The 18,649-nt window shown below is 68.7% G+C and carries 21 protein-coding genes; 17 read left to right on the plus strand and 4 right to left on the minus strand.

Features of this window, described 5'->3' with window-relative positions:
- The first annotated feature begins 236 nt into the window (after window positions 1–236).
- The 12 genes from urtB (at window position 237) to ureC (ending at window position 9,775) form a co-directional block, all read left to right on the plus strand.
- Complete coding sequence (urtB, locus tag HXX10_RS04575; RefSeq protein ID WP_296520561.1) at window positions 237–1,838, plus strand: urea ABC transporter permease subunit UrtB; 1,602 nt, start codon at window positions 237–239, stop codon at window positions 1,836–1,838.
- Window positions 1,839–1,973: 135 nt separating this feature from the next.
- Window positions 1,974–3,122 (plus strand): urea ABC transporter permease subunit UrtC, encoded by a 1,149-nt coding sequence (urtC, locus tag HXX10_RS04580; RefSeq protein WP_296520357.1) that lies wholly within the window; start codon window positions 1,974–1,976, stop codon window positions 3,120–3,122.
- A 7-nt stretch (window positions 3,123–3,129) separates the two neighbouring features.
- Window positions 3,130–3,882, plus strand: coding sequence for an urea ABC transporter ATP-binding protein UrtD (gene urtD / locus HXX10_RS04585; protein ID WP_296520358.1), 753 nt, complete (start codon window positions 3,130–3,132; stop codon window positions 3,880–3,882).
- A 180-nt stretch (window positions 3,883–4,062) separates the two neighbouring features.
- Window positions 4,063–4,758, plus strand: coding sequence for an urea ABC transporter ATP-binding subunit UrtE (urtE, locus tag HXX10_RS04590; RefSeq protein WP_296520359.1), 696 nt, complete (start codon window positions 4,063–4,065; stop codon window positions 4,756–4,758).
- 122 nt (window positions 4,759–4,880) lie between these two features.
- Entirely contained in the window at window positions 4,881–5,639 is a 759-nt protein-coding gene (locus HXX10_RS04595; RefSeq protein WP_296520562.1) for an urease accessory protein UreD, read from the plus strand.
- A gap of 16 nt (window positions 5,640–5,655) precedes the next feature.
- Entirely contained in the window at window positions 5,656–5,958 is a 303-nt protein-coding gene (locus HXX10_RS04600) for an urease subunit gamma (RefSeq protein ID WP_296520360.1), read from the plus strand.
- Between the two features lie 10 nt (window positions 5,959–5,968).
- The gene (locus tag HXX10_RS04605) at window positions 5,969–6,553 is read left to right on the plus strand and encodes a formylmethanofuran dehydrogenase subunit E family protein (protein WP_296520361.1); all 585 of its coding nucleotides are present in this window, start codon (window positions 5,969–5,971) and stop codon (window positions 6,551–6,553) included.
- Window positions 6,550–6,855, plus strand: a complete 306-nt coding sequence (locus tag HXX10_RS04610; RefSeq protein WP_296520362.1) for an urease subunit beta — start codon at window positions 6,550–6,552, stop codon at window positions 6,853–6,855. The genes HXX10_RS04605 and HXX10_RS04610 overlap by 4 nt, the downstream gene beginning before the upstream one ends.
- 56 nt (window positions 6,856–6,911) lie before the next feature.
- On the plus strand, window positions 6,912–7,241 hold the full coding sequence (locus HXX10_RS04615; RefSeq protein WP_296520363.1) for an AbrB/MazE/SpoVT family DNA-binding domain-containing protein: 330 nt from the start codon (window positions 6,912–6,914) through the stop codon (window positions 7,239–7,241).
- Window positions 7,238–7,633, plus strand: coding sequence for a PIN domain-containing protein (locus HXX10_RS04620; protein WP_296520364.1), 396 nt, complete (start codon window positions 7,238–7,240; stop codon window positions 7,631–7,633). Before HXX10_RS04615 ends, HXX10_RS04620 begins: the two co-directional genes overlap by 4 nt.
- Window positions 7,634–7,693: 60 nt before the next feature.
- Complete coding sequence (locus tag HXX10_RS04625; protein WP_296520365.1) at window positions 7,694–8,050, plus strand: GFA family protein; 357 nt, start codon at window positions 7,694–7,696, stop codon at window positions 8,048–8,050.
- 15 nt (window positions 8,051–8,065) lie between these two features.
- Window positions 8,066–9,775: an urease subunit alpha gene (gene ureC, locus HXX10_RS04630; protein ID WP_296520366.1), complete on the plus strand. Its 1,710-nt coding sequence runs from the start codon at window positions 8,066–8,068 to the stop codon at window positions 9,773–9,775.
- Here ureC and HXX10_RS04635 read toward each other — a convergent pair.
- The gene (locus HXX10_RS04635; RefSeq protein ID WP_296520367.1) at window positions 9,760–10,719 is read right to left on the minus strand and encodes a LysR family transcriptional regulator; all 960 of its coding nucleotides are present in this window, start codon (window positions 10,717–10,719) and stop codon (window positions 9,760–9,762) included. The genes ureC and HXX10_RS04635 overlap by 16 nt on opposite strands.
- 113 nt (window positions 10,720–10,832) lie before the next feature.
- On the opposite strand from HXX10_RS04635, the gene HXX10_RS04640 reads away from it, so the two are divergent.
- From HXX10_RS04640 to HXX10_RS04655, 4 genes are all read left to right on the plus strand, one after another.
- Complete coding sequence (locus HXX10_RS04640) at window positions 10,833–11,504, plus strand: RraA family protein (RefSeq protein ID WP_296520368.1); 672 nt, start codon at window positions 10,833–10,835, stop codon at window positions 11,502–11,504.
- Complete coding sequence (locus HXX10_RS04645; protein WP_296520369.1) at window positions 11,501–12,613, plus strand: Ldh family oxidoreductase; 1,113 nt, start codon at window positions 11,501–11,503, stop codon at window positions 12,611–12,613. Before HXX10_RS04640 ends, HXX10_RS04645 begins: the two co-directional genes overlap by 4 nt.
- 78 nt (window positions 12,614–12,691) lie before the next feature.
- Window positions 12,692–13,660, plus strand: coding sequence for a tripartite tricarboxylate transporter substrate binding protein (locus HXX10_RS04650; protein WP_296520370.1), 969 nt, complete (start codon window positions 12,692–12,694; stop codon window positions 13,658–13,660).
- Window positions 13,661–13,843: 183 nt separating this feature from the next.
- Window positions 13,844–14,749, plus strand: a complete 906-nt coding sequence (locus HXX10_RS04655) for an NAD(P)-dependent oxidoreductase (RefSeq protein WP_296520371.1) — start codon at window positions 13,844–13,846, stop codon at window positions 14,747–14,749.
- 124 nt (window positions 14,750–14,873) lie between these two features.
- Here the strand turns inward: HXX10_RS04655 and HXX10_RS04660 are convergent, their stop codons facing one another.
- From HXX10_RS04660 to HXX10_RS04670, 3 genes are all read right to left on the minus strand, one after another.
- Window positions 14,874–15,875 (minus strand): ABC transporter substrate-binding protein, encoded by a 1,002-nt coding sequence (locus tag HXX10_RS04660; protein WP_296520372.1) that lies wholly within the window; start codon window positions 15,873–15,875, stop codon window positions 14,874–14,876.
- 65 nt (window positions 15,876–15,940) lie between these two features.
- Complete coding sequence (locus HXX10_RS04665; RefSeq protein ID WP_296520373.1) at window positions 15,941–16,543, minus strand: thiamine pyrophosphate-dependent enzyme; 603 nt, start codon at window positions 16,541–16,543, stop codon at window positions 15,941–15,943.
- The gene (locus HXX10_RS04670) at window positions 16,540–17,043 is read right to left on the minus strand and encodes a thiamine pyrophosphate-binding protein (RefSeq protein WP_296520374.1); all 504 of its coding nucleotides are present in this window, start codon (window positions 17,041–17,043) and stop codon (window positions 16,540–16,542) included. The genes HXX10_RS04665 and HXX10_RS04670 overlap by 4 nt, the downstream gene beginning before the upstream one ends.
- A gap of 174 nt (window positions 17,044–17,217) precedes the next feature.
- Here HXX10_RS04670 and HXX10_RS04675 point away from each other — a divergent pair, with 174 nt between their 5' ends.
- Complete coding sequence (locus HXX10_RS04675) at window positions 17,218–18,576, plus strand: UbiD family decarboxylase (protein ID WP_296520375.1); 1,359 nt, start codon at window positions 17,218–17,220, stop codon at window positions 18,574–18,576.
- Window positions 18,577–18,649: the final 73 nt, after the last annotated feature.

An 18,649-nucleotide genomic window follows, 5' to 3' on the forward strand; every position in this document is an offset into this window, starting at 1 on the left:
GCTACCCCCCTCCCTGTTTCTCCCCCACAAGGGGGGAGGGAACCCCTACGGAAGGGCCTGTGCATTTGATTTCGACCGGACTTGCCGCAAGCAATTGCCGTTGTGATTGGGACGGCGCTGCCGCACCCGGTTCCCTCCCCCCTTGCGGGGGAGGGATAGGGAGAGGGGTGAGCCCCGGGCGACGGCGCCTGCGAGCCTTGTTCGTCGCGACCTTCGCTGTCCTTCTCACGCTTGTTTTGACGTCGCCGACGTTCGCCGACGCCTTCGACGACGCACTCGCAAATTTCTTCACCAACTCCTATGCCGACACCGAGGTCGGTGTGACCGCGCTCGCCGCCGCCGGCGATTTTCGCGCAGCTCCGGTGCTGAAAGCCCTGCAGGACGGCAAGCTCGCCGTCGACCCGTCGAGCCGGCGCGTGCTGATCGAAGACGGCGTGGCTTGGCGCGATGCCGCGAGCGGCGCCGCCATGTCGCCCGCGCCTGCCGATCTCAAGCGTGTCCGCCTCAACAACCGGCTGCGCCGCGCCGTCGATGCCGCCCTCGGCGCGCTGACGCTGCGGGCCCCCGATCCGGCCCGCCGGCTCGAGGCCGCCCAGGCGGTGTTCAAGTCGCGCGACGCCGGTGCGCTCGCCGCCGTCGACGCGGCGCTGGCGCAAGAAACCGACGCCCGCGTCAAGGCGGCACTGGCCGACGCGCGCGCCGCGATCCTGATCACCAGCGCCGAGGCACCGGAGGCGGCCCGCATCGAGGCCGTGGCGGTGCTGCGCGAGCGTGGCGACCAGAGCGCGCTGGCGCTGCTCGGCTCGCTGCCGCCCGGCACGCCCGCAATCTTACAGCGCGCCGCCGACAGCGCCGCGAGTGCGATCCGCGGCCGCCTGCAGGTGTGGGAGGCGGTGCAGAACGCTTGGTACGGGCTCTCCCTCGGCTCGGTGCTGCTGCTCGCCGCCATCGGGCTCGCCATCACGTTCGGCGTCATGGGCGTCATCAACATGGCGCATGGCGAGATGGTGATGCTCGGCGCCTACACGACCTTCGTGGTGCAGGAGGCGATCCGCCAAAAGGCGATCGTGCTCTCTCTGCCGGGCACCGACATCGGCGTCATACTGCCGCTGCCGGCGGCGCTGACGCTCGACTGGTCGCTGCCGATCGCCGTGCCGCTCGCTTTCGTGGTCACGGGGCTGGTCGGGATTCTCATCGAGAGGAGCGTCATCCGCTTTCTCTACGGGCGTCCGCTCGAAACCCTGCTCGCCACCTGGGGCATTTCGCTGATCCTGCAGCAGGCGGTGCGCACCGGTTTCGGGCCGACCAACAAGGAGGTGAGCAATCCGTCCTGGATGAGCGGCGCCTTCGAGATCGGCCAGCTCGCCATCACCTGGAACCGCCTGTGGATCCTCTGCTTCAGCCTGGCCACCTTCGCGCTGCTGCTGACGATGCTGCGCTGGACGCGGCTCGGCCTGGAGATGCGTGCCGTGACGCAGAACCGCAGCATGGCGGCCGCGGTCGGCATCCGCACGGCCCGCATCGACGCACTCACCTTCGGGCTCGGCTCCGGCATCGCCGGCATCGCCGGCGTGGCGCTGTCGCAGATCGACAATGTCAGCCCCAATCTCGGCCAGAGCTACATCATCGACAGTTTCATGGTGGTGGTGTTCGGCGGCGTGGGGAACCTGTGGGGCACGCTGGTCGGCGCCTTCACGCTCGGCATCGCCAACAAGTTCCTGGAGCCCTTCGCCGGCGCCGTGCTGGGCAAGATCGCCATCCTGGTGCTGATTATCCTGTTCATCCAGCGCCGCCCGCGCGGCCTCTTCGCGCTGAAGGGAAGGGCCGTGGAGGCATGAACGCCACCATGACGACCTTCGTCATTCCGGGGCGCCGCGCAGCGGCGAGCCCGGAATCCATACACACAGACCGGGGTTATGGATTCCGGGCTCGCGGGCTTGCAGCCCGCGCCCCGGAATGACGGAGGTCAGTCCATGACCCCCCGCGTCCTCGATCCTGGCACCATCGCGTTTCTGATCATCCTCGCCGTCGCCGCGATCGGTGTGCCGCTGCTCAACCTGGCGACGCAGGACTCCTCGGCCCTCCATGTGCCGACCTATCTGATGGCGCTGTTCGGCAAGTATGTCTGCTTCGCGCTGCTGGCGCTGTCGATCGATCTGATCTGGGGCTTTTGCGGCATTCTCTCGCTCGGCCACGGGGCGTTCTTCGCGCTCGGCGGCTACGCCATGGGCATGTATCTGATGCGCCAGATCGGCGGTCGCGGCGTCTACGGCAATCCGCTGCTGCCCGACTTCATGGTGTTCCTCAACTGGAAGGAGCTGCCGCTCGCTTGGTGGGGATTGTCCTCGTTCCCCTACGCCGTGCTGATGGTGCTCCTGGTGCCCGGCCTGCTGGCGCTGGTGTTCGGCTGGTTCGCGTTCCGCAGCCGCGTCACCGGCGTCCATTTCTCGATCATCACCCAGGCCATGACCTTCGCGCTGCTGCTCGCCTTCTTCCGCAACGATTTCGGCTTCGGCGGCAACAACGGTCTCACCGATTTCAAGGACATCCTGGGCTTCAACGTGCAGGCCGACACGACGCGGGCCGCGCTGTTCGCGATCTCCTGCGTCGCGCTGGCGCTCGGCTATGTCGTCTGCCGCGTGCTGGTGTCGTCGAAGTTCGGCATGGTGCTGATCGCCATCCGCGATGCCGAGTCGCGCGCCCGCTTTCTCGGCTACCGGGTCGAGTCCTACAAGCTCGCCGTCTTCACCATCTCGGCCTGCATGGCGGGGGTTGCCGGCGCCCTCTACGTGCCGCAGGTCGGCATCATCAATCCCGGGGAATTCTCGCCGGCGAACTCGATCGAGGCGGTGATCTGGGTCGCGGTCGGCGGCCGCGGCACGTTGGTCGGTGCGGTGGCAGGCGCCATCCTGGTCAACTACGCCAAGACCACCTTCACCAGCGGGCCGCTTGCCCCCTACTGGCTCTTTCTGCTCGGCGGCCTGTTCGTCGGCGTCACCCTGTGGCTGCCGCGCGGGATTTTCGGGACGATCGCGCACTGGCGGGCGTTTCGGCGCAGCCGATTGGCCGAAGCCGACGCGTCCGACGCGTCGGCTTCGGCCAAGCCGCTGGCGGCGGAGTGAGGGCGTGATGGAACTCCGCACCACACCAACCCTCCTTTATCTCGACGCCGTGAGCGTCTCGTTCGACGGCTTCAAGGCCCTCAACGGGCTGTCGCTCACCATCGCGCCGGGCGAGATGCGCGCCATCATCGGCCCCAACGGGGCCGGCAAGACCACCATGATGGATGTGATCACCGGAAAAACCCGGCCCGACGAGGGCGAGGTGGTGTTCGACGGCAGCCACGATCTGACGACCCTCGACGAGGCGTCGATCGCCGTGCTCGGCATCGGCCGAAAGTTCCAGAAGCCGACCGTGTTCGACTCGCACACGGTCGAGGACAATCTGCGCCTCGCGCTCGCAGGCGACCGACGCGCCCGCACGGCCGTCGCCTGGCGCGAGAGCGCCGCGGCGCGCGAGCGCATCGGCGCAATTCTCGACACGGTCCGCCTCAAGGGGGCGCGCCAAAAGCTCGCCGGCAGTCTGTCGCACGGCCAAAAGCAGTGGCTGGAGATCGGCATGCTGCTCGCCCAGGATCCGAAGCTTCTCCTGGTCGACGAGCCGGTCGCCGGCATGACGGACGCCGAGACGCACCAGACGGCGGAGCTGCTGCGCACCATCAATGCCGAGAAGACCGTCGTGGTGGTCGAGCACGACATGACCTTCGTGCGCGCGCTCGGCGTCAAGGTCACGGTGCTGCACGAGGGCCGGGTGCTGGCCGAGGGCTCGATCGACCAGGTTTCCGAGAACGAGCGGGTCGTCGAGGTGTATCTGGGACGATGACGATGAACGAGATGCCATGCGGCGCCATCTCTTCACCTCCCCCTGGAGGGGGGAGGTCGCCGCGCGTAGCGCGGCGGGAGGGGGTGACAGCGTCGCCGGTGCGCGCGGCTTCACCCCACCCCGGTGCGCGCTGTCGCGCGCCCCGACCCTCCCCCTCCAGGGGAGGGTGAAGGACGTGCCATGCTGAACGTCCAATCCATCGACCTCTACTACGGCGCGGCGCAGGCGCTGCGGGGCGTCAGCCTCGTCGCCGAGCCCGGCAAGGTGACGTGCGTGCTCGGCAGGAACGGGGTCGGCAAGACCAGCCTCTTGCGCGCCATCGTCGGCCAGCACGCCGTGCGGGCCGGCACCATCGACTGGGACGGCGAGGACATCAGGGGCCTCGCCCCCGACCGGCGCGCCCGCCGCGGCATCGCCTATGTGCCGCAGGGCCGCGAAATCTTCCCGCTGCTCACCGTGCAGGAGAACCTGGAGACGGCTTTCGCGGCGCTGCCGCGGCGTGACCGCACGGTGCCGCCCGATGTTTTCACTTTGTTTCCAGTGCTGTCAGGCATGCTGCGCCGGCGCGGCGGCGATCTCTCTGGCGGCCAGCAGCAGCAGCTCGCCATCGGCCGCGCCATGGTGATGCGCCCGCGCCTGCTCCTGCTCGACGAGCCGACCGAGGGCATCCAACCGTCGATCATCAAGGATATCGGCCGCGCCATCGCCTATCTGCGCGATCTCGGCGGCATGGCCATCGTGCTGGTCGAGCAATATCTCGACTTCGCCCGCGAACTCGGCGATCATTTTGCAGTCATGGATCGCGGCAGCGTCGTCTATGCGGCGAGCCGTGCCGATCTCGACGAGGGGGCCCTGCGGCGCGCGCTGGCGCTTTGACTCGTCGGCCGGACGCGACGGCGGTGAACAGGGGCTGGGGAGCGGTGAGCGAGCAGGCGGTTCCGCCGGGCGAGACCTTCGCGGCCAACCGGGCGGTGGGCAAGATCCGCTTCGGGGTCGGCATGCGCGAGGGCGTCAGCCGCCGCACCCATGTGTTCGAGGAGGGCTCGCTGCGGGTGCGGTTTCCCACCGCGACGACCGCCGACACCGACCTCGAGGCCGTGATCATCAATACGGCGGGCGGAATCGCCGGCGGCGACACCGCCGACGTCGATATCGCGGTGGAGGACGGCGCGTCGCTGCGGGTCACCACCTCGTCGGCCGAGAAGGTCTACCGGTCGGCCGCCACGGCCGCCTCGATGGCGGTCCGTCTGAAAGTCGGGCGGGGCGCCAGCCTCGCCTGGATGCCGCGCGAGATGATCCTGTTCGACCGCGCCCGGCTCGACCGCACCATCGACATCGACCTCGCCGAGGATTCGCGGCTGCTGCTCGCCGAGGCCGTGGTGTTCGGCCGCTCCGGCATGAACGAGGTGGTCGCCGAGGGCTGGTTCTCGGACCGCTGGCGGGTGCGCCGCGCCGGCAAGCTCGTCTATGCCGAGACGATCCGGCTCGACGGGGCGATCGCCGACACGCTGCGCGAGCCGGCCGTGGCGAAGGGCGGCGTCGCCATCGCCATCATCCTGCTGATGCCGGCCGACGAGGCCTTCGTCGCCGCACTGCGGGCCTGCGAGGGCCTGCGCGGCGAGGTCGGGGCGTCGTCGTGGAACGGCATGACGGCCGTGCGTTTCTGCGCCCCCGACGGCGAAAGCCTGCGCTACGATCTGATGACGGCCCTGACGGTGGCGCTCGCCGGCCCGCTGCCGCCGCTGTGGCTGAACTGAACCAAGATGGACTCCGATGCACCTGACGCCGCGTGAAAAAGACAAGCTGCTGATCGCCACCGCCGCCATGGTGGCGCGCCGCCGCCTGGAGCGGGGCGTCAAGCTCAACCACCCCGAGGCCGTGGCGCTGATCTCCGACTTCATCCTGGAGGGCGCCCGCGACGGCAGGAGCGTCGCCGAGCTGATGGCGGCCGGCGCGACGGTCCTCACCCGCGACCAGGTGATGGACGGGATCCCCGAGATGATCCACGACGTCCAGGTCGAGGCGACCTTTCCGGACGGCTCCAAGCTCGTCACCGTGCACAATCCGATCCGCTGAGGCCTTGCTGATGGTCCGCTCCGGGAGGATCGCGACAATCGGCGTGCTCGCCGCGGCCCTGCTTGCGGCCGGGCTGGTCGCCACGCCTGCCCATGACGGGCCGATCGAGCAGACGCCGCCGGACGAGCGCGACCTGTGGGTGTCGCTCGGCGCCCGTATTCACGGCGGTTTCGGCTCGCTGATCGCGGTCGGCATCCGGATCGGCGACGATGCGCGGCAGAAGCTCGGCGCGGCGCCGCGCGAGCTCGACGTCACCTATTTCACCAGCCCCGAGGCGCCGTGCCCTTGCGTCGTCGACGGCGTCATGGTCGCGACGCGAGCCTCGCCCGGCCAGGCGAGCCTGCGAGTCGCCGACGCGCCGGCCGGGGCTGGTCTGTTCGGGCGCGTGACCATCCGCCACAAGCCGAGCGGGCGGGTTCTCGAGTATGCCGTGCCCGCTGCGATCTGGCCGCGGCTGCGCGACATCAACAAGGAACCCACCGGCACGGCCCGCTGGAATGCCGTGATGGCGATCCCGGCCGCCGAGCTGATGACGGTTCGCGAGGAGCCGGTTGCCGCGGCGCAGCCGGCGAAACCCCAGGAGACGAAGCCATGATTCCCGGCGAGATCATCACGGCCGAGGGCGACATCACCCTCAATGCCGGCCGCAAGACCGTGATCCTGACCGTGACCAACACGGGCGACCGGCCGATCCAGGTCGGCTCGCACTACCATTTCTTCGAGACCAACCCGGCCCTGAAGTTCGAGCGTCGCAAGGCCCGCGGCCTGCGGCTCGACATCGCCGCCGGCACGGCGGTGCGGTTCGAGCCCGGCCAGTCGCGCGAGGTGACGCTGGTGCCGCTCGCCGGCAAGCGCAGCGTCTACGGCTTCCGGCAAGCCGTGATGGGGAAGTTGTAGATCGTAAGGAGAACGCTTATATTGTAAGGAGAATAGAAGAAAGTAAGGAGGATTTGATGCCTCATTACGAAGCCAAGGTAAGCTCCAAGGGGCAGATCACCATTCCGGCGGAGGTCCGCAGTTTCTTCATGCTGAAGGACGGCGACAAGGTCGATTTCTATGTGGATCCGCGCAGCCGCGCCGTCAGCATCCTGGCCCGGAACGCCAAGGCGTCGGACCTGTTCGGTATCCTGAAGGACCGCATTCCGGATCGGCCTCCGGTGACTCTCGGGGAGATGGATCAGGGCATCGCCGATCACCTCGCCGAGAAGCACGCTCGGATCAGCCGCGAGTGGAACGAGTGGCGCGAGTTCCAAGAGTGGAAGAAATCGAGGGCGGCCGAATGAACGGCTGGGACACCAACGTTCTGCTGCGGCTGTTCACGGCCGACAGTCCGGAGCAGAGCGCGGCTGTCGCGCGACTTCTGGACGGGTGCGGCCCGGCCTCGATCCGGCTCACCAACATCGTGCTGGCCGAATTCGTGTGGACCCTGTCGCGATCCTATAAGCGAGACAAACGCGAGATCGCCGATGTCCTGGAACTCATGCTCCAGCGCGAGGAGTTCGTCTTCGAGAACCGGAGCGCCCTGATGACGGCGATTCACTGGTTCGGCAAGGGCAATGCGGATTTCGCCGACTATCTGATCGCGGCCCTGAACGACGAGGCCGGAGCCTCGCCGACTTACACGTTCGACCGGTCGGCCGCCGCATTCCCGGTCTTCGCGCTGGTGCCGCCTTGATCCGGACTGCCGAACATCTTCTGAACCCGATGTGACGAGCCTTCGCAGCAAGGATCCGATATGCCGACGAAACACTACACCGGCGGATGCCAATGCGGCGCGGTGCGTTTCGAGGTCGACGCCGATCTCGATCGCACCATCTCGTGCAACTGCTCGCGCTGCGCCAAGCTCGGCGCCATCCTGGCTTTCGCGCCGGCATCCGTGTTCACGCTGACGTCGGGCGAGAACGCCACGACCGACTACCAGTTCAACAAGAAGATCATCCATCACCTGTTCTGCGCCACCTGCGGGATCGAATCCTTCGCCCGCGGCGCCATGCCGGACGGCACCGAGATGGTCGCCGTCAATGTCCGCTGCCTCGACGGCGTCGACCCGGCGACGCTGTCGCCGCAGGCGGTCGACGGCCGCAGCCTCTGACTCTCGGAGACGACCATGCCCGTCACGCTCTCCCGCGCCGCCTATGCCGGCATGTTCGGGCCCACCACGGGCGACCGGGTGCGGCTCGCCGACACCGACCTGTTCATCGAGGTGGAGAAGGACTTCACCACCTATGGCGAGGAGGTGAAGTTCGGCGGCGGCAAGGTGATCCGAGACGGCATGGGCCAGAGCCAGCTCACCAACCGGCAGGGCGCCGTCGACACCGTGATCACCAACGCCCTGATCCTGGATCACTGGGGCATCGTGAAGGCCGATGTCGGCCTCAAGGAGGGCCGCATCGCCGCGATCGGCAAGGCCGGCAATCCGGACATCCAGCCGAACGTGACGATCGTGATCGGCCCGGGTACCGAGATCATCGCCGGCGAAGGAAAAATCCTCACGGCCGGCGGCTTCGACACCCACATCCATTTCATCTGTCCGCAGCAGGTCGAGGACGCGCTGATGTCCGGCGTCACCTCGCTGCTCGGCGGCGGCACCGGGCCGGCGGCCGGCACCAACGCCACCACCTGCACGCCGGGACCCTGGCACATCGCCCGCATGATCCAGGCGGCCGACGCCTTCCCGGTCAATCTCGGCTTCGCCGGCAAGGGCAACGCGTCGCGCCCCGCCGCGCTCGAGGAGATGATCAAGGCCGGCGCCTGCGCCCTGAAGCTGCACGAGGACTGGGGCACCACGCCGGCCGCGATCGACTGCTGCCTCACGGTCGCCGACGAGTTCGACGTGCAGGTGATGATTCACACCGACACGCTCAACGAGTCGGGCTTCGTCGAGGACACGATCGCGGCCTTCAAGGGCCGCACCATCCACGCCTTCCATACCGAGGGTGCCGGCGGTGGGCACGCACCCGACATCATCAAGGTGGCGGGCCTGCCCAACGTGCTGCCCTCGTCGACCAACCCGACGCGGCCGTTCACCAAGAACACCATCGACGAGCATCTCGACATGCTGATGGTGTGCCACCATCTCGACCCGTCGATCGCCGAGGATCTCGCCTTCGCCGAGAGCCGCATCCGGAAAGAAACCATCGCGGCCGAGGACATCCTGCACGATCTCGGCGCCCTCTCGATGATGTCGTCGGACAGCCAGGCCATGGGCCGCATCGGCGAGGTGATCATCCGCACCTGGCAGACCGCCGACAAGATGAAGAAGCAACGCGGCCGGCTGAAGGAGGAGCGGGGCGACAACGACAATTTCCGCGCCAAGCGCTACATCGCCAAGTACACCATCAATCCGGCCATCGCGCACGGCGTATCGAAGCACATCGGCTCGGTCGAGAAGGGCAAGCTCGCCGACCTGGTGCTGTGGTCGCCGGCCTTCTTCGGCGTCAAGCCGGACTGCATCATCAAGGGCGGCTCGATCGTCGCGGCACCGATGGGCGATCCCAATGCCTCGATCCCGACGCCGCAGCCGGTGCACTACCGGCCGATGTTCGCGGCCTTCGGCCGTTCGCTCACGGCCTCCTCGGTGGTGTTCGCCTCGAAAGCCGCGGTGCGCGCGGGCCTGGGCAAGAAGCTCGGCATCATGAAGGAGCTGGTCGCGGTCGAGAAGACCAGGAAGATCGGCAAGAAGAGCCTGATCCACAACGACGCGACGCCGCTGATCGAGGTCGATCCCGAGACCTACGAGGTGCGGGCCGACGGCGAGCTGCTGACCTGCGCGCCGGCCGAGGTGTTGCCGATGGCGCAGCGTTATTTCTTGTTCTGACGTCCTGGCCGGCGCGCCGCCCGCTTTGCTGCTGACGCCGGCCGTTCGCCCGCCTCGTCGAGGCCGGCGGCTGCCGCGTGGGCCGCGGCGAGGAACGGCGGCACCAGCAAGGGCGGCTGCCCGCCGCGCCAGGCGACGCTGACGTCGGCCGGCTCGGGCGGGTCGGTGAGGTCGATCAGCACGGCGCCGGCGCGCGGCAGCCGCTCGGCCGAGGACGGCACCAGCGCGAGGCCGATGCCGGCCGCGACCAGCCCCATCACGGTGTGGATCTGGGTCGCCTCCTGGACGATCACCGGCGTGACGGCGGCCCGCTCGAAGGCCGCCGTGATGCGCATGTGGAACAGCGGGCTCGCCTCGCGCGGGAACATCACCAGCGGCTGGCCGGACAATTCGCGCAGGCTCACCGATCTGCGGCGGGCGAAGTCGTGGTCGGCCGGCACGGCCAGCCGGAACGGCTCGCGCATCACCGTCTCGAAGGCGATGTCGGTGACGTCGGGCAGCGAGCGCAGCAGGCCGATGTCGATGTCGCCGGCGCGCAGCGCCCGCACCTGCTCGACCATGGTCATCTCGACGAGGTCGAGCATCACGGCGGGCCGCATGGCGCGGAACGAGCGGATGATCGCCGGCAGCATCCCGTAGGTCGACGAGTGGATGAAGCCGATGCGCAGCCGCCCGGCCGCGCCGGTGCCGACCTGTCGGGCCTCGACCTTGGCCTTCTCGACCTCGTCGAGGATGCGGGTCGCGCGCAGCCGCAGGGTGGCGCCGGCGGCCGTCAGTTCCACCCGGCGCTGCGAGCGGGTGAACAGGCGCACGCCGATCTCCGCCTCGAGGTCGCGGATGCGCCGGCTGAGATGCGGTTGGGCGATGCCGAGCCGTGCCGCGGCGCGGCCGAAATGCAGCGTATCGGCGAGCACCAGGAAGCTTTTCAGGCGAAGCAGGTCCATCGGACGGCGGCCGGGATTGAGACCAATTCAGTATCAATCATAGCCTAGCAAGTTATTGGACGTCTGTTCAAGCTGCGCCTAGATCTCGAGCATCAACGATCCCGGAAGGTCCCATGTCCATCGGCTTCAGCATCGCCCCGCGCGCCCCCGCCATCGATCCCGCCCTGCTTGCGGCTTTCGCCGGCGTCCCCACCCCGATCGCCAGCGACAACATGTCCCGCATGTTTTCGGGCGGTGCCGGCCTGCGGCCCTACCACGACGGCACGCCGCTGCTCGGCGTCGCCCTCACGGTGCGCACCCGGCCGGGCGACAACCTGATGGTCCACAAGGCGATCGATCTCGCCGAGCCGGGCGATGTCATCGTCATCGACGCCGGCGGCGATCTCACCAACGCGATCCTCGGCGAGATCATGACGACGCTGGCGGCCAAGAAGGGCATCGCCGGCTTCGTGGTCGACGGCGCGGTGCGCGACACCGACAGCATCGCCAAGGCCCCGTTCGCAGTCTATGCCCTCGGCGTCATCCATCGCGGCCCCTACAAGGACGGTCCGGGCGAGATCAACGGCCTGATCAGCATCGGCGGCACGCCGGTGCGGCCGGGCGACATCATCATCGGCGACGCCGACGGCGTGCTGGCCATCCCGCGCGACGAGGCGCCCGCCATCGCCAAGCTCTGCCATGCCCAAATGGAGCGCGAGAAGGCGATCCTCGCCTCGATCGCCGACGGCACGGTGGACCGCCGCTGGATCGACGAGACCCTCAAGGCGAAGGGCTTCAAGCCGTGAGCCGGGCCGTCGGCCCCGTGCCGGGCGCGGTGCGCGCCGACGATCTCGGTGCCTTCTGCGCCGCGGTGTTCGAGGCGGCGGGCGTGCCGGCCAAGGTCGCCCGGATCGTCGCCGACTCGCTCGTCTGCGCCGACCTGCGCGGCGTCGACTCGCACGGCGTCCTGCGGCTGCCGATCTATCTGCGCCGCGTCGCCGAGAAGATGATCGACGTCGCCGCCGAGCCGCGCATCGAGCGCGACGAGGGGGCGACGGTCCGGATCGACGGCGGCAACAATTTCGGCGCCTATGTCGGTCAGCGGGCCCTCGAGGTCGCGCTCGACCGCGCCGGCCGGCACGGCGTCGCCTGCGTCGGGGTGCGGGCCTCCAATCATTTCGGCACGGCGGCCTATTTCGCCGAGCAGGCGACCGCGATCGGGCTCGCCGCGATGGTGATGTCGAACGCCTCGCAGACCATGCCGCCGACCGGCGGCTTGCGGCCGTTCATCGGCACCAATCCGCTGGCCATCGCCTTCCCGACCCGCGAGGGCGCGCCGTTCCTGCTCGACATGGCGACCAGCCATGTGGCGCGCGGAAAAATCCTCTCGGCAGCGAAGAAGGGGGATTCGATTCCGCTCGGCTGGGCGATCGACAAGGCCGGGCGGCCGACCACCGACGCCCAGGCGGCGCTCGACGGCGCCGTGCTGCCGGTCGGGGGCGCCAAAGGGTCCGGCCTGTCGATGGCGATCGACATCCTGTCGGGCGTGCTCACCGGTGCCGGCTACGGCCCACACATCCGCAACATGTACGAGGACTGGAACGAGCCGCAGAACGTCGGCCACTTCTTCTTCGTGCTCGACATCAGCCGCTTCCTGCCACTGGCGATGTTCACCGAGCGGCTCGCCGATTACGTGGCGCTGCTGCGGGCGGAGCCGAAGGCCGACGGGTTCAGCGAGATCCTCTATGCGGGCGAGCACGAGCACCGCTTGGCACAGGCGCGCCGCGCCAACGGCATCGTCCTGCCGCCGGCCCTGATCGAGGAGTTGTCGGCGCTCGGCGCCGGCAAGGGCATCGCCTGGCCCGCCTCGATCCCGGGCGCGCCCGGCAACGGAAAGGTCGCAGCCAAGGTCTGATCGGAATCGCATCCACGGTCGGACAGGTGCGGTGCTCGGTACGAAATCAGAGAAGCACGTCATCCCGGGAGGTGACACATGATGGACCGTCGTCGTTTCCTCACTGCCGCGCTCGGCACCGCGGCGTTCCCGCAGGCGCTCTCCACGTCCCTCTCGCCTGCGGCCGCGCAGGCCGCGTGGCAGCCGACCCGGATGGTGCAGATCTTCGTCGGCTTCCAGGCCGGCGGCGGCACCGACGTGATCGCCCGGCTCTATGCTGCGGCGGCGGACGAGCTCGCGCCCGTGAAGTTCGTCGTGATAAACCGCCCCGGTGGCGCCGGCGCCATCGCGGCCGATGTGGTCGCGCATCTCGAGCCGGACGGCTACTCGCTGCTGCTCGGCGGCGGCAGCGAGAGCACGACGCTGCCGCACTATACCAAGCTCAACTACAAGCTCGACGACTTTGCCGCGATCGGCCGGGTCAATCGCGAGCACATGGTGCTGGTGACCAGCCGCAAGGGGCAGCTCGACAGCGTCGACGCGCTGGTGAAGTACGCCAAGGCGAACCCCGGCAGGCTCGCCTACGGCTCGTCCGGCGTCGGCGGCATCCTGCATGCCGGCTTCCAGGCGTTCGAGAAGGCGGCCGGCATCGAGCTGAACCACGTGCCCTACCGGGGCGGCGCCGACGCCTTCAAGGACGTGCTCGGCGGCAGCATCGCGATGACCCTGGTGATTCCGGCCGAGGCGAAGTCGCAATACGACGCCGGCAACGCCTATATCCTGGCGACGTTCTCGGACCGCAGCACGATCATTCCCGACGTGAAGGGCATGTCGGAGCTCGGCTACGACATGACCATGGACAACATGAAGGGCCTGCTGATCTCGTCGCGCACGCCGGAGCCGATCATCCGTTGGCACCGTGAGATGTTCGACAAGGTGATGAAGAGCGAGCGGATGGCGGAGCTCGCCAGGCGCATGAATGTCGAGCTCGGCTATCTCGACGGCCCGGCCTTCATGAAGGCGATGGCCGACACCTCGAACACCGTGCTGGCGCTCCGGCGCGGATGATACGGGGTCCGGGTTTTCGTTTGGGGGTCATTCCGGGGCGCTGCGAAGCAGCGAGCCCGGAATCCAGAGACGAATTCCGAGCGTGTGGTTGGATTCCGGGTCCGGCGCTCCGCGCCGTCCCGGAATGACCAATGGATGATCCGTGCGGAACTCAAAGGCCCAACGACAGGGGGACGTGACGGCATGGCGGCACCGCAGGTCGCATTCATCGGGCTCGGCGTGATGGGCGCCGGCATGGCCGCCAATCTGGCGCGCAAGGGCTTTCCGCTCGCCGTGTTCAATCGTACGCCCGAGAAGGCGACACCCGTCGTGGCGCTCGGCGCCACGCTCGTGGGTTCCGCCGCCGAAGCGGCGCGCGGCGCCGACGTGGTGTTCCTCTGCCTGCCGGCGACCGAGGACGTCGCCGCGGTGTTGTTCGGCGAGGGCGGCATCGCCGTCGTGATGAATCCCGGCGCCGTCGTCATCGACACCAGCACCATCGATCCGGTGGCGACCCGCGAGCTCGCGGCGCGTCTCGCCGCGCAAAGCATCGCCATGCTGGACAGTCCGGTTTCGGGCGGCCAGAAGGGTGCCGCCGACGGCACCCTCTCCTGCATGGTGGGCGGGCCGGCCGACGTGCTGGCGCAGGTGCGGCCCTGCCTCGAGGCGATCGCGACGACCATCGTCCATATCGGCGACGCCGGCGCCGGACAGGTGGCAAAAGCCTGCAACCAGATCTGTGTCGCCGCCAACATGCTGGGCGCCAGCGAGGCGGTCGCTCTGGCGCTGAGCATGGGCGTCGACCCCAGGCGGGTGCGCGAGGCGCTGCTCGGCGGGGCGGCGAAGAGCACGGTGCTAGAGCGGCATGCGCTTCGCCTGATCGAGCGCGATTTCAAGCCGGGCTTCCGCGCCGCCCTGATGGAGAAGGATCTGCGCATCGCCGTCGAGGCGATGAACCGGACCCTCGTCTACGCGCCGGTCTCGGCCGGCATCCATCAGCTCCTGAAAGCGCTGCTGCAGACCGGCCGCGCCGACCTCGACTGGGGCGCCGTCGGCGCGCTCATCCAGGAGCTGTCGGGCATTGCGCCGGAGACGGGGACGAAGGGTTAGGACCCCGCCTATTGAGACTCAAGCAGCCGCCCCGATCTCCGCTCATTCCCGCGCAAGCGGGAATCCAGATGCGGGGCACTGGGTCCCCGCTTTCGCGGGGACGAGCGGACAATTCAATTCGGACTCACTGCAGATACGCATTCGTGTAATACGCGCCCGGCTCCTTGCGGACCTTCAGGTTGCCGGTCTCGGCCAGGAGATCGAGGCAGGCCGTCCAGGTCGCCTCGTCCTGCCAGCCGATCGGCTTGCCGGCGGGCGCGTTGGTCGAGGCCATGGTGGCGCGCACCTGACGCTCGAGCACGCCCGGGTCCTCCTTCAGGGTCAGGTATTTTTGGAAGATCTGCGCGGCGCCGGCCGGATCCGCGATGGCGTCGGCATAGCCCTTGGCGGTGGCGCGCAGCACTTTTCGGACGAGCTCGGGGTTCTGTTCCGCCCAGGCAGCGTTGGCGATCAGCGCCGCGCCCGGCACCTTCAGGCCGAAGGCGCCGACGTCGAGCACGTTGAACTTGACGCCGGTGACATGCTCCATCTTGGGCAGATCGTTGGTGAGGAACACGGCCATGGCGTCGATCCGGCGGGCGAGGAATTGGGCGGCGCGGGCGGAATTGTCCATCTGGACGCGGGTCACCTTGTCGATGTCGACGCCGTTGATCTTCAGGAACGGCCGCACCATGTCCGAAAACGTCTCGCCGACCGAGATCGCCAGCGTCTTGCCCTCGAGATCCTTCGGCGTCTTCAGCGCCACCTCGGGGAACGAGATCACGCCCATCGGCGTGCTGGTTTGATAGAGCGCGACCAGCTTGACGGGCAGGTCCTGGCTCACCGCCTGCACGGCGTTCACGGCGGGGCCATAGGCGAACTGCTCCTGGCCGATGCCGACCATCTTGATCACCGTGAGCGCGCCGGAGCCCTCGGCGAGCTCGACGTTGAGCCCCTCGGCCTTGTAGTAGCCCTTGTCGAGGGCGACGAAGAGCGGCGCGTACTCGCCCTTCAGCTTCCAGGTGAAGCGGATCGTGATCTTGTCGGACGCCGTCTGCGCGGCGGCGGGGGTGCCGCCGATCAGCAGAGAGGCCGGCAGCAGCGCCGCGAGTGCGGCAGCACAGATCAGGCGTCGGATCGGTCGCATCGTGGTCCCCGTAAAAGCCGCTCCAGGCGGGTCGACGTCCCAATACGCGCGGGCCGGCCCGCGCCTCAATATCCCTGCGGACCGAACACCGTGATGCCGAGACGTCGTTCCAGCGCCCGGCCGAAGCGGTATTTCATTTCCGGGCCCTCGTACGGCATCGGCGGAATCGCGCGATGCGACGGGTCCGGCTCGACCCGTAGATTAGCAAATACCGGACCATCGCCGGCCAGGATCGACGGCAGCGCGGCCTCCAGGCTCGCCGTATCGGACACTGTCGCGGTCCGCCCGATCCCGGCCGCCTGCGCCATCGCGGCATAATCGGTGCGGCCGCGATTGATCATCGGCACGGCGCCGACCGTCTGGTAGACGCCGTTGTCGACCAGAAAGTGGCGCAGGTTCTTCGGCGCCTGCTGCGCCTCGGTGAGCAGGCAGCCGAGGTTCATGCACAACGACCCGTCGGCGTTGATCACCCAGACGGGCAGGTCCGGTTTCGCCAGCGCCAGCCCGAGGGCAAAGCTCGCCGCGAAGCCCATGGCGCCGTGCATGTAGAACGTGTCCTCGCTCGCGGTCGCCGCCCACCACTCGTTGGCGGCCATCCCGAGCGCGCACACCACGGCCGCCTCGCCGCGGTGCTTCGCCAGGATCGAAAGCGCCTCGCTGGCCCTCATGGCGCGCGGCCCTTCACCAGCTTGCGGGCCAGGAACAGCACGAAGGGCCGCTTCTGCAGCCGGCAGGTCTCGTAGGCGTCGGGGATGCAGTCGAGATCCTCGGCGCGCTCGACCACATGGTATGGAAAGTCGTAGGCGTCGAGCACGGCCAAGGTGCGGCGGCCCTGCACCTCCTGATAGATGCGGTGATCGTCGATCGAGCCGCGACGGCTCGCCACGATGAACACCGGAATCTGGTGGCGCAGATTGAGGGTGGCGAGCTCGCCCGTGCAGGTCAAAAGCCCGGTCGCGCCCATCACGGCCGCGGCGCGCACGCCGCCAAAGAAGGCGCCCGAGCAGATCGCGATCGCCTCGGCCTCGCGCGCCACCGGCACGTGCCGGATCTCCGGGTCCTTGTCGATCCGCCCGATCAGTGGCGCCACCCAGTCGTCCGGCAGCGTCGCCGCGAGCGTGACGCCCGCTTTGCGCAGTTGGTCGTGGATCGCGTCGTTCACGTCCATGCCGTGCGACTCGCCTGAACACATCGGCGGCGATCATGGCCGACCGCGCCGCGCCGGCGCAAGCCGGCGTCGCAGGGCACGGCGCAGTTTGACGCTGAGGGCGGCCGCTGCCTAAGGTCGCCGGTCTTCGCGCCGCCCCCTGCCCGGTGGCCGACCAGCGAGCCGAGAAAACCGATGACGGACCGGATCGACGACCTCCGCAGCTTCATGGTGCTGCTCCGTAAAAAGGGCCTGCTGTGCGAGATCACCACGTCGGTCGATCCGGTGCACGAGCTCGGTGCTGTCCTGCGCGCCTGCGAGCAGGACGGGAAGGCGGCCTACTTCCATCGGGTGGCCGGCTCGTCCGTGCCGGTGCTGGGCAGCGCACTCGGCTCGCACGAGCGCATCGCGCTCGCCGTGGGGGCGTCTCGCGAAAACCTCGGCGAGGTGCTGGAGGCGGCGACCCGCGCCCCGGTGCCGCCGCGCCCGATCGACGGGCCGGCGCCGTGTCAGGAGATCGTCGAGACCGAGGTCGATCTCGGCACCCTGCCGGTGCCGACGCACGCGCCCAAGGACGGCGGGCCCTACATCAACGCCGGCGTCGTCATCGCGCGCGATCCGGTCAGCGGCCGCCACAACCTCTCCTATGTGCGCCTGCAGGTGAAGGGACGGGACCGCATCGGCGTCAACCTCAACACCTGGCGCCATCTGCTGGAGTTCTTCGAGGCGGCCGAGAGACAAGGGCAAAACCTGCCGTTCTGCGTCGCCATCGGGGTCGACCCGGCCCTGATGATCGCGGCGGCCTATCGCTACGACGGCGACGAGTACGAGATCGCCGGCGCGCTGCGCGGGGAGCCGACGCCCGTGGTGCGTGCAAAAACCTGCGACGTGCTGGTGCCGGCGACCGCCGAGATCGTGCTGGAATGCGAGATCATCTCCGGCGAGCGCGAGGCCGAGGGGCCGATGGCCGAGTACACGGGCCACTACTCGGGCGTGCATCCGCAGCCGGTCGGCCGCGTCAAGGCGATCACGCATCGGCGCGACCCGATCTTTCAGACCACGGCCGGCGCCTCGTTCGAGCATCTGCTGCTCGGCACCGCGGTGACGCGCGAGCCGAAGCTGAAGCATCTTTGCCGGCAGGCCTCGCCGCGGGTGCGCGAGGCCTATCTGCCGCCCTTCGCCTCGGGTTTTCTCGCCTTGATCGCCATGCAGGAGCCGCGCCCCGGAGAGGCGCGCACAGTCGGTCTCGCGGCGCTCAACGCCCACGTCAACATCAACACCGTCGTGATCGTCGACACCGATGTCGACGTATTCAATCCGACCGAGGTGTTCTGGGCGCTGTCGACCCGGGTGCGTTGGGAGCGCGATCAGGTGGTGATCCCGGGCACGCTCGGCAACGAGCTGCACCCGGCGGCGGACCGCACCGGCGTGATCGCCAAGACCATCATCGACGCGACGCTCGCCCCCGAGCTGCGCGGCGCCTACAGCAAGATTGTCTATCCGAAGGTCGATCTCGCGGCCCTGCTGGCAGGGCAGAGACCGAAGGGGGAGTGAGGTTAGGGTGCCGCGTTTCCTTCCCCTCTCCCCAGTGGAGGGCTTTGCATGATCCGTCATTCCGGGGCGCGCC

It is taken from the genome of Rhodoplanes sp., from assembly GCF_013377085.1.
GTDB lineage: Bacteria > Pseudomonadota > Alphaproteobacteria > Rhizobiales > Xanthobacteraceae > Rhodoplanes.

Bases quoted from the DNA above. Each gene is read 5' to 3' on its own strand.
- urtC (WP_296520357.1), top strand. From the start codon at position 1,974: ATGACCCCCCGCGTCCTCGATCCTGGCACCATCGCGTTTCTGATCATC.
- urtD (WP_296520358.1), top strand. From the start codon at position 3,130: ATGGAACTCCGCACCACACCAACCCTCCTTTATCTCGACGCCGTGAGC.
- urtE (WP_296520359.1), top strand. From the start codon at position 4,063: ATGCTGAACGTCCAATCCATCGACCTCTACTACGGCGCGGCGCAGGCG.
- HXX10_RS04595 (WP_296520562.1), top strand. From the start codon at position 4,881: ATGCGCGAGGGCGTCAGCCGCCGCACCCATGTGTTCGAGGAGGGCTCG.
- HXX10_RS04600 (WP_296520360.1), top strand. From the start codon at position 5,656: ATGCACCTGACGCCGCGTGAAAAAGACAAGCTGCTGATCGCCACCGCC.
- HXX10_RS04605 (WP_296520361.1), top strand. From the start codon at position 5,969: ATGGTCCGCTCCGGGAGGATCGCGACAATCGGCGTGCTCGCCGCGGCC.
- HXX10_RS04610 (WP_296520362.1), top strand. From the start codon at position 6,550: ATGATTCCCGGCGAGATCATCACGGCCGAGGGCGACATCACCCTCAAT.
- HXX10_RS04615 (WP_296520363.1), top strand. From the start codon at position 6,912: ATGCCTCATTACGAAGCCAAGGTAAGCTCCAAGGGGCAGATCACCATT.
- HXX10_RS04620 (WP_296520364.1), top strand. From the start codon at position 7,238: ATGAACGGCTGGGACACCAACGTTCTGCTGCGGCTGTTCACGGCCGAC.
- HXX10_RS04625 (WP_296520365.1), top strand. From the start codon at position 7,694: ATGCCGACGAAACACTACACCGGCGGATGCCAATGCGGCGCGGTGCGT.
- ureC (WP_296520366.1), top strand. From the start codon at position 8,066: ATGCCCGTCACGCTCTCCCGCGCCGCCTATGCCGGCATGTTCGGGCCC.
- HXX10_RS04635 (WP_296520367.1), bottom strand. From the start codon at position 10,719: ATGGACCTGCTTCGCCTGAAAAGCTTCCTGGTGCTCGCCGATACGCTG.
- HXX10_RS04640 (WP_296520368.1), top strand. From the start codon at position 10,833: ATGTCCATCGGCTTCAGCATCGCCCCGCGCGCCCCCGCCATCGATCCC.
- HXX10_RS04650 (WP_296520370.1), top strand. From the start codon at position 12,692: ATGATGGACCGTCGTCGTTTCCTCACTGCCGCGCTCGGCACCGCGGCG.
- HXX10_RS04655 (WP_296520371.1), top strand. From the start codon at position 13,844: ATGGCGGCACCGCAGGTCGCATTCATCGGGCTCGGCGTGATGGGCGCC.
- HXX10_RS04660 (WP_296520372.1), bottom strand. From the start codon at position 15,875: ATGCGACCGATCCGACGCCTGATCTGTGCTGCCGCACTCGCGGCGCTG.
- HXX10_RS04665 (WP_296520373.1), bottom strand. From the start codon at position 16,543: ATGAGGGCCAGCGAGGCGCTTTCGATCCTGGCGAAGCACCGCGGCGAG.
- HXX10_RS04670 (WP_296520374.1), bottom strand. From the start codon at position 17,043: ATGGACGTGAACGACGCGATCCACGACCAACTGCGCAAAGCGGGCGTC.
- HXX10_RS04675 (WP_296520375.1), top strand. From the start codon at position 17,218: ATGACGGACCGGATCGACGACCTCCGCAGCTTCATGGTGCTGCTCCGT.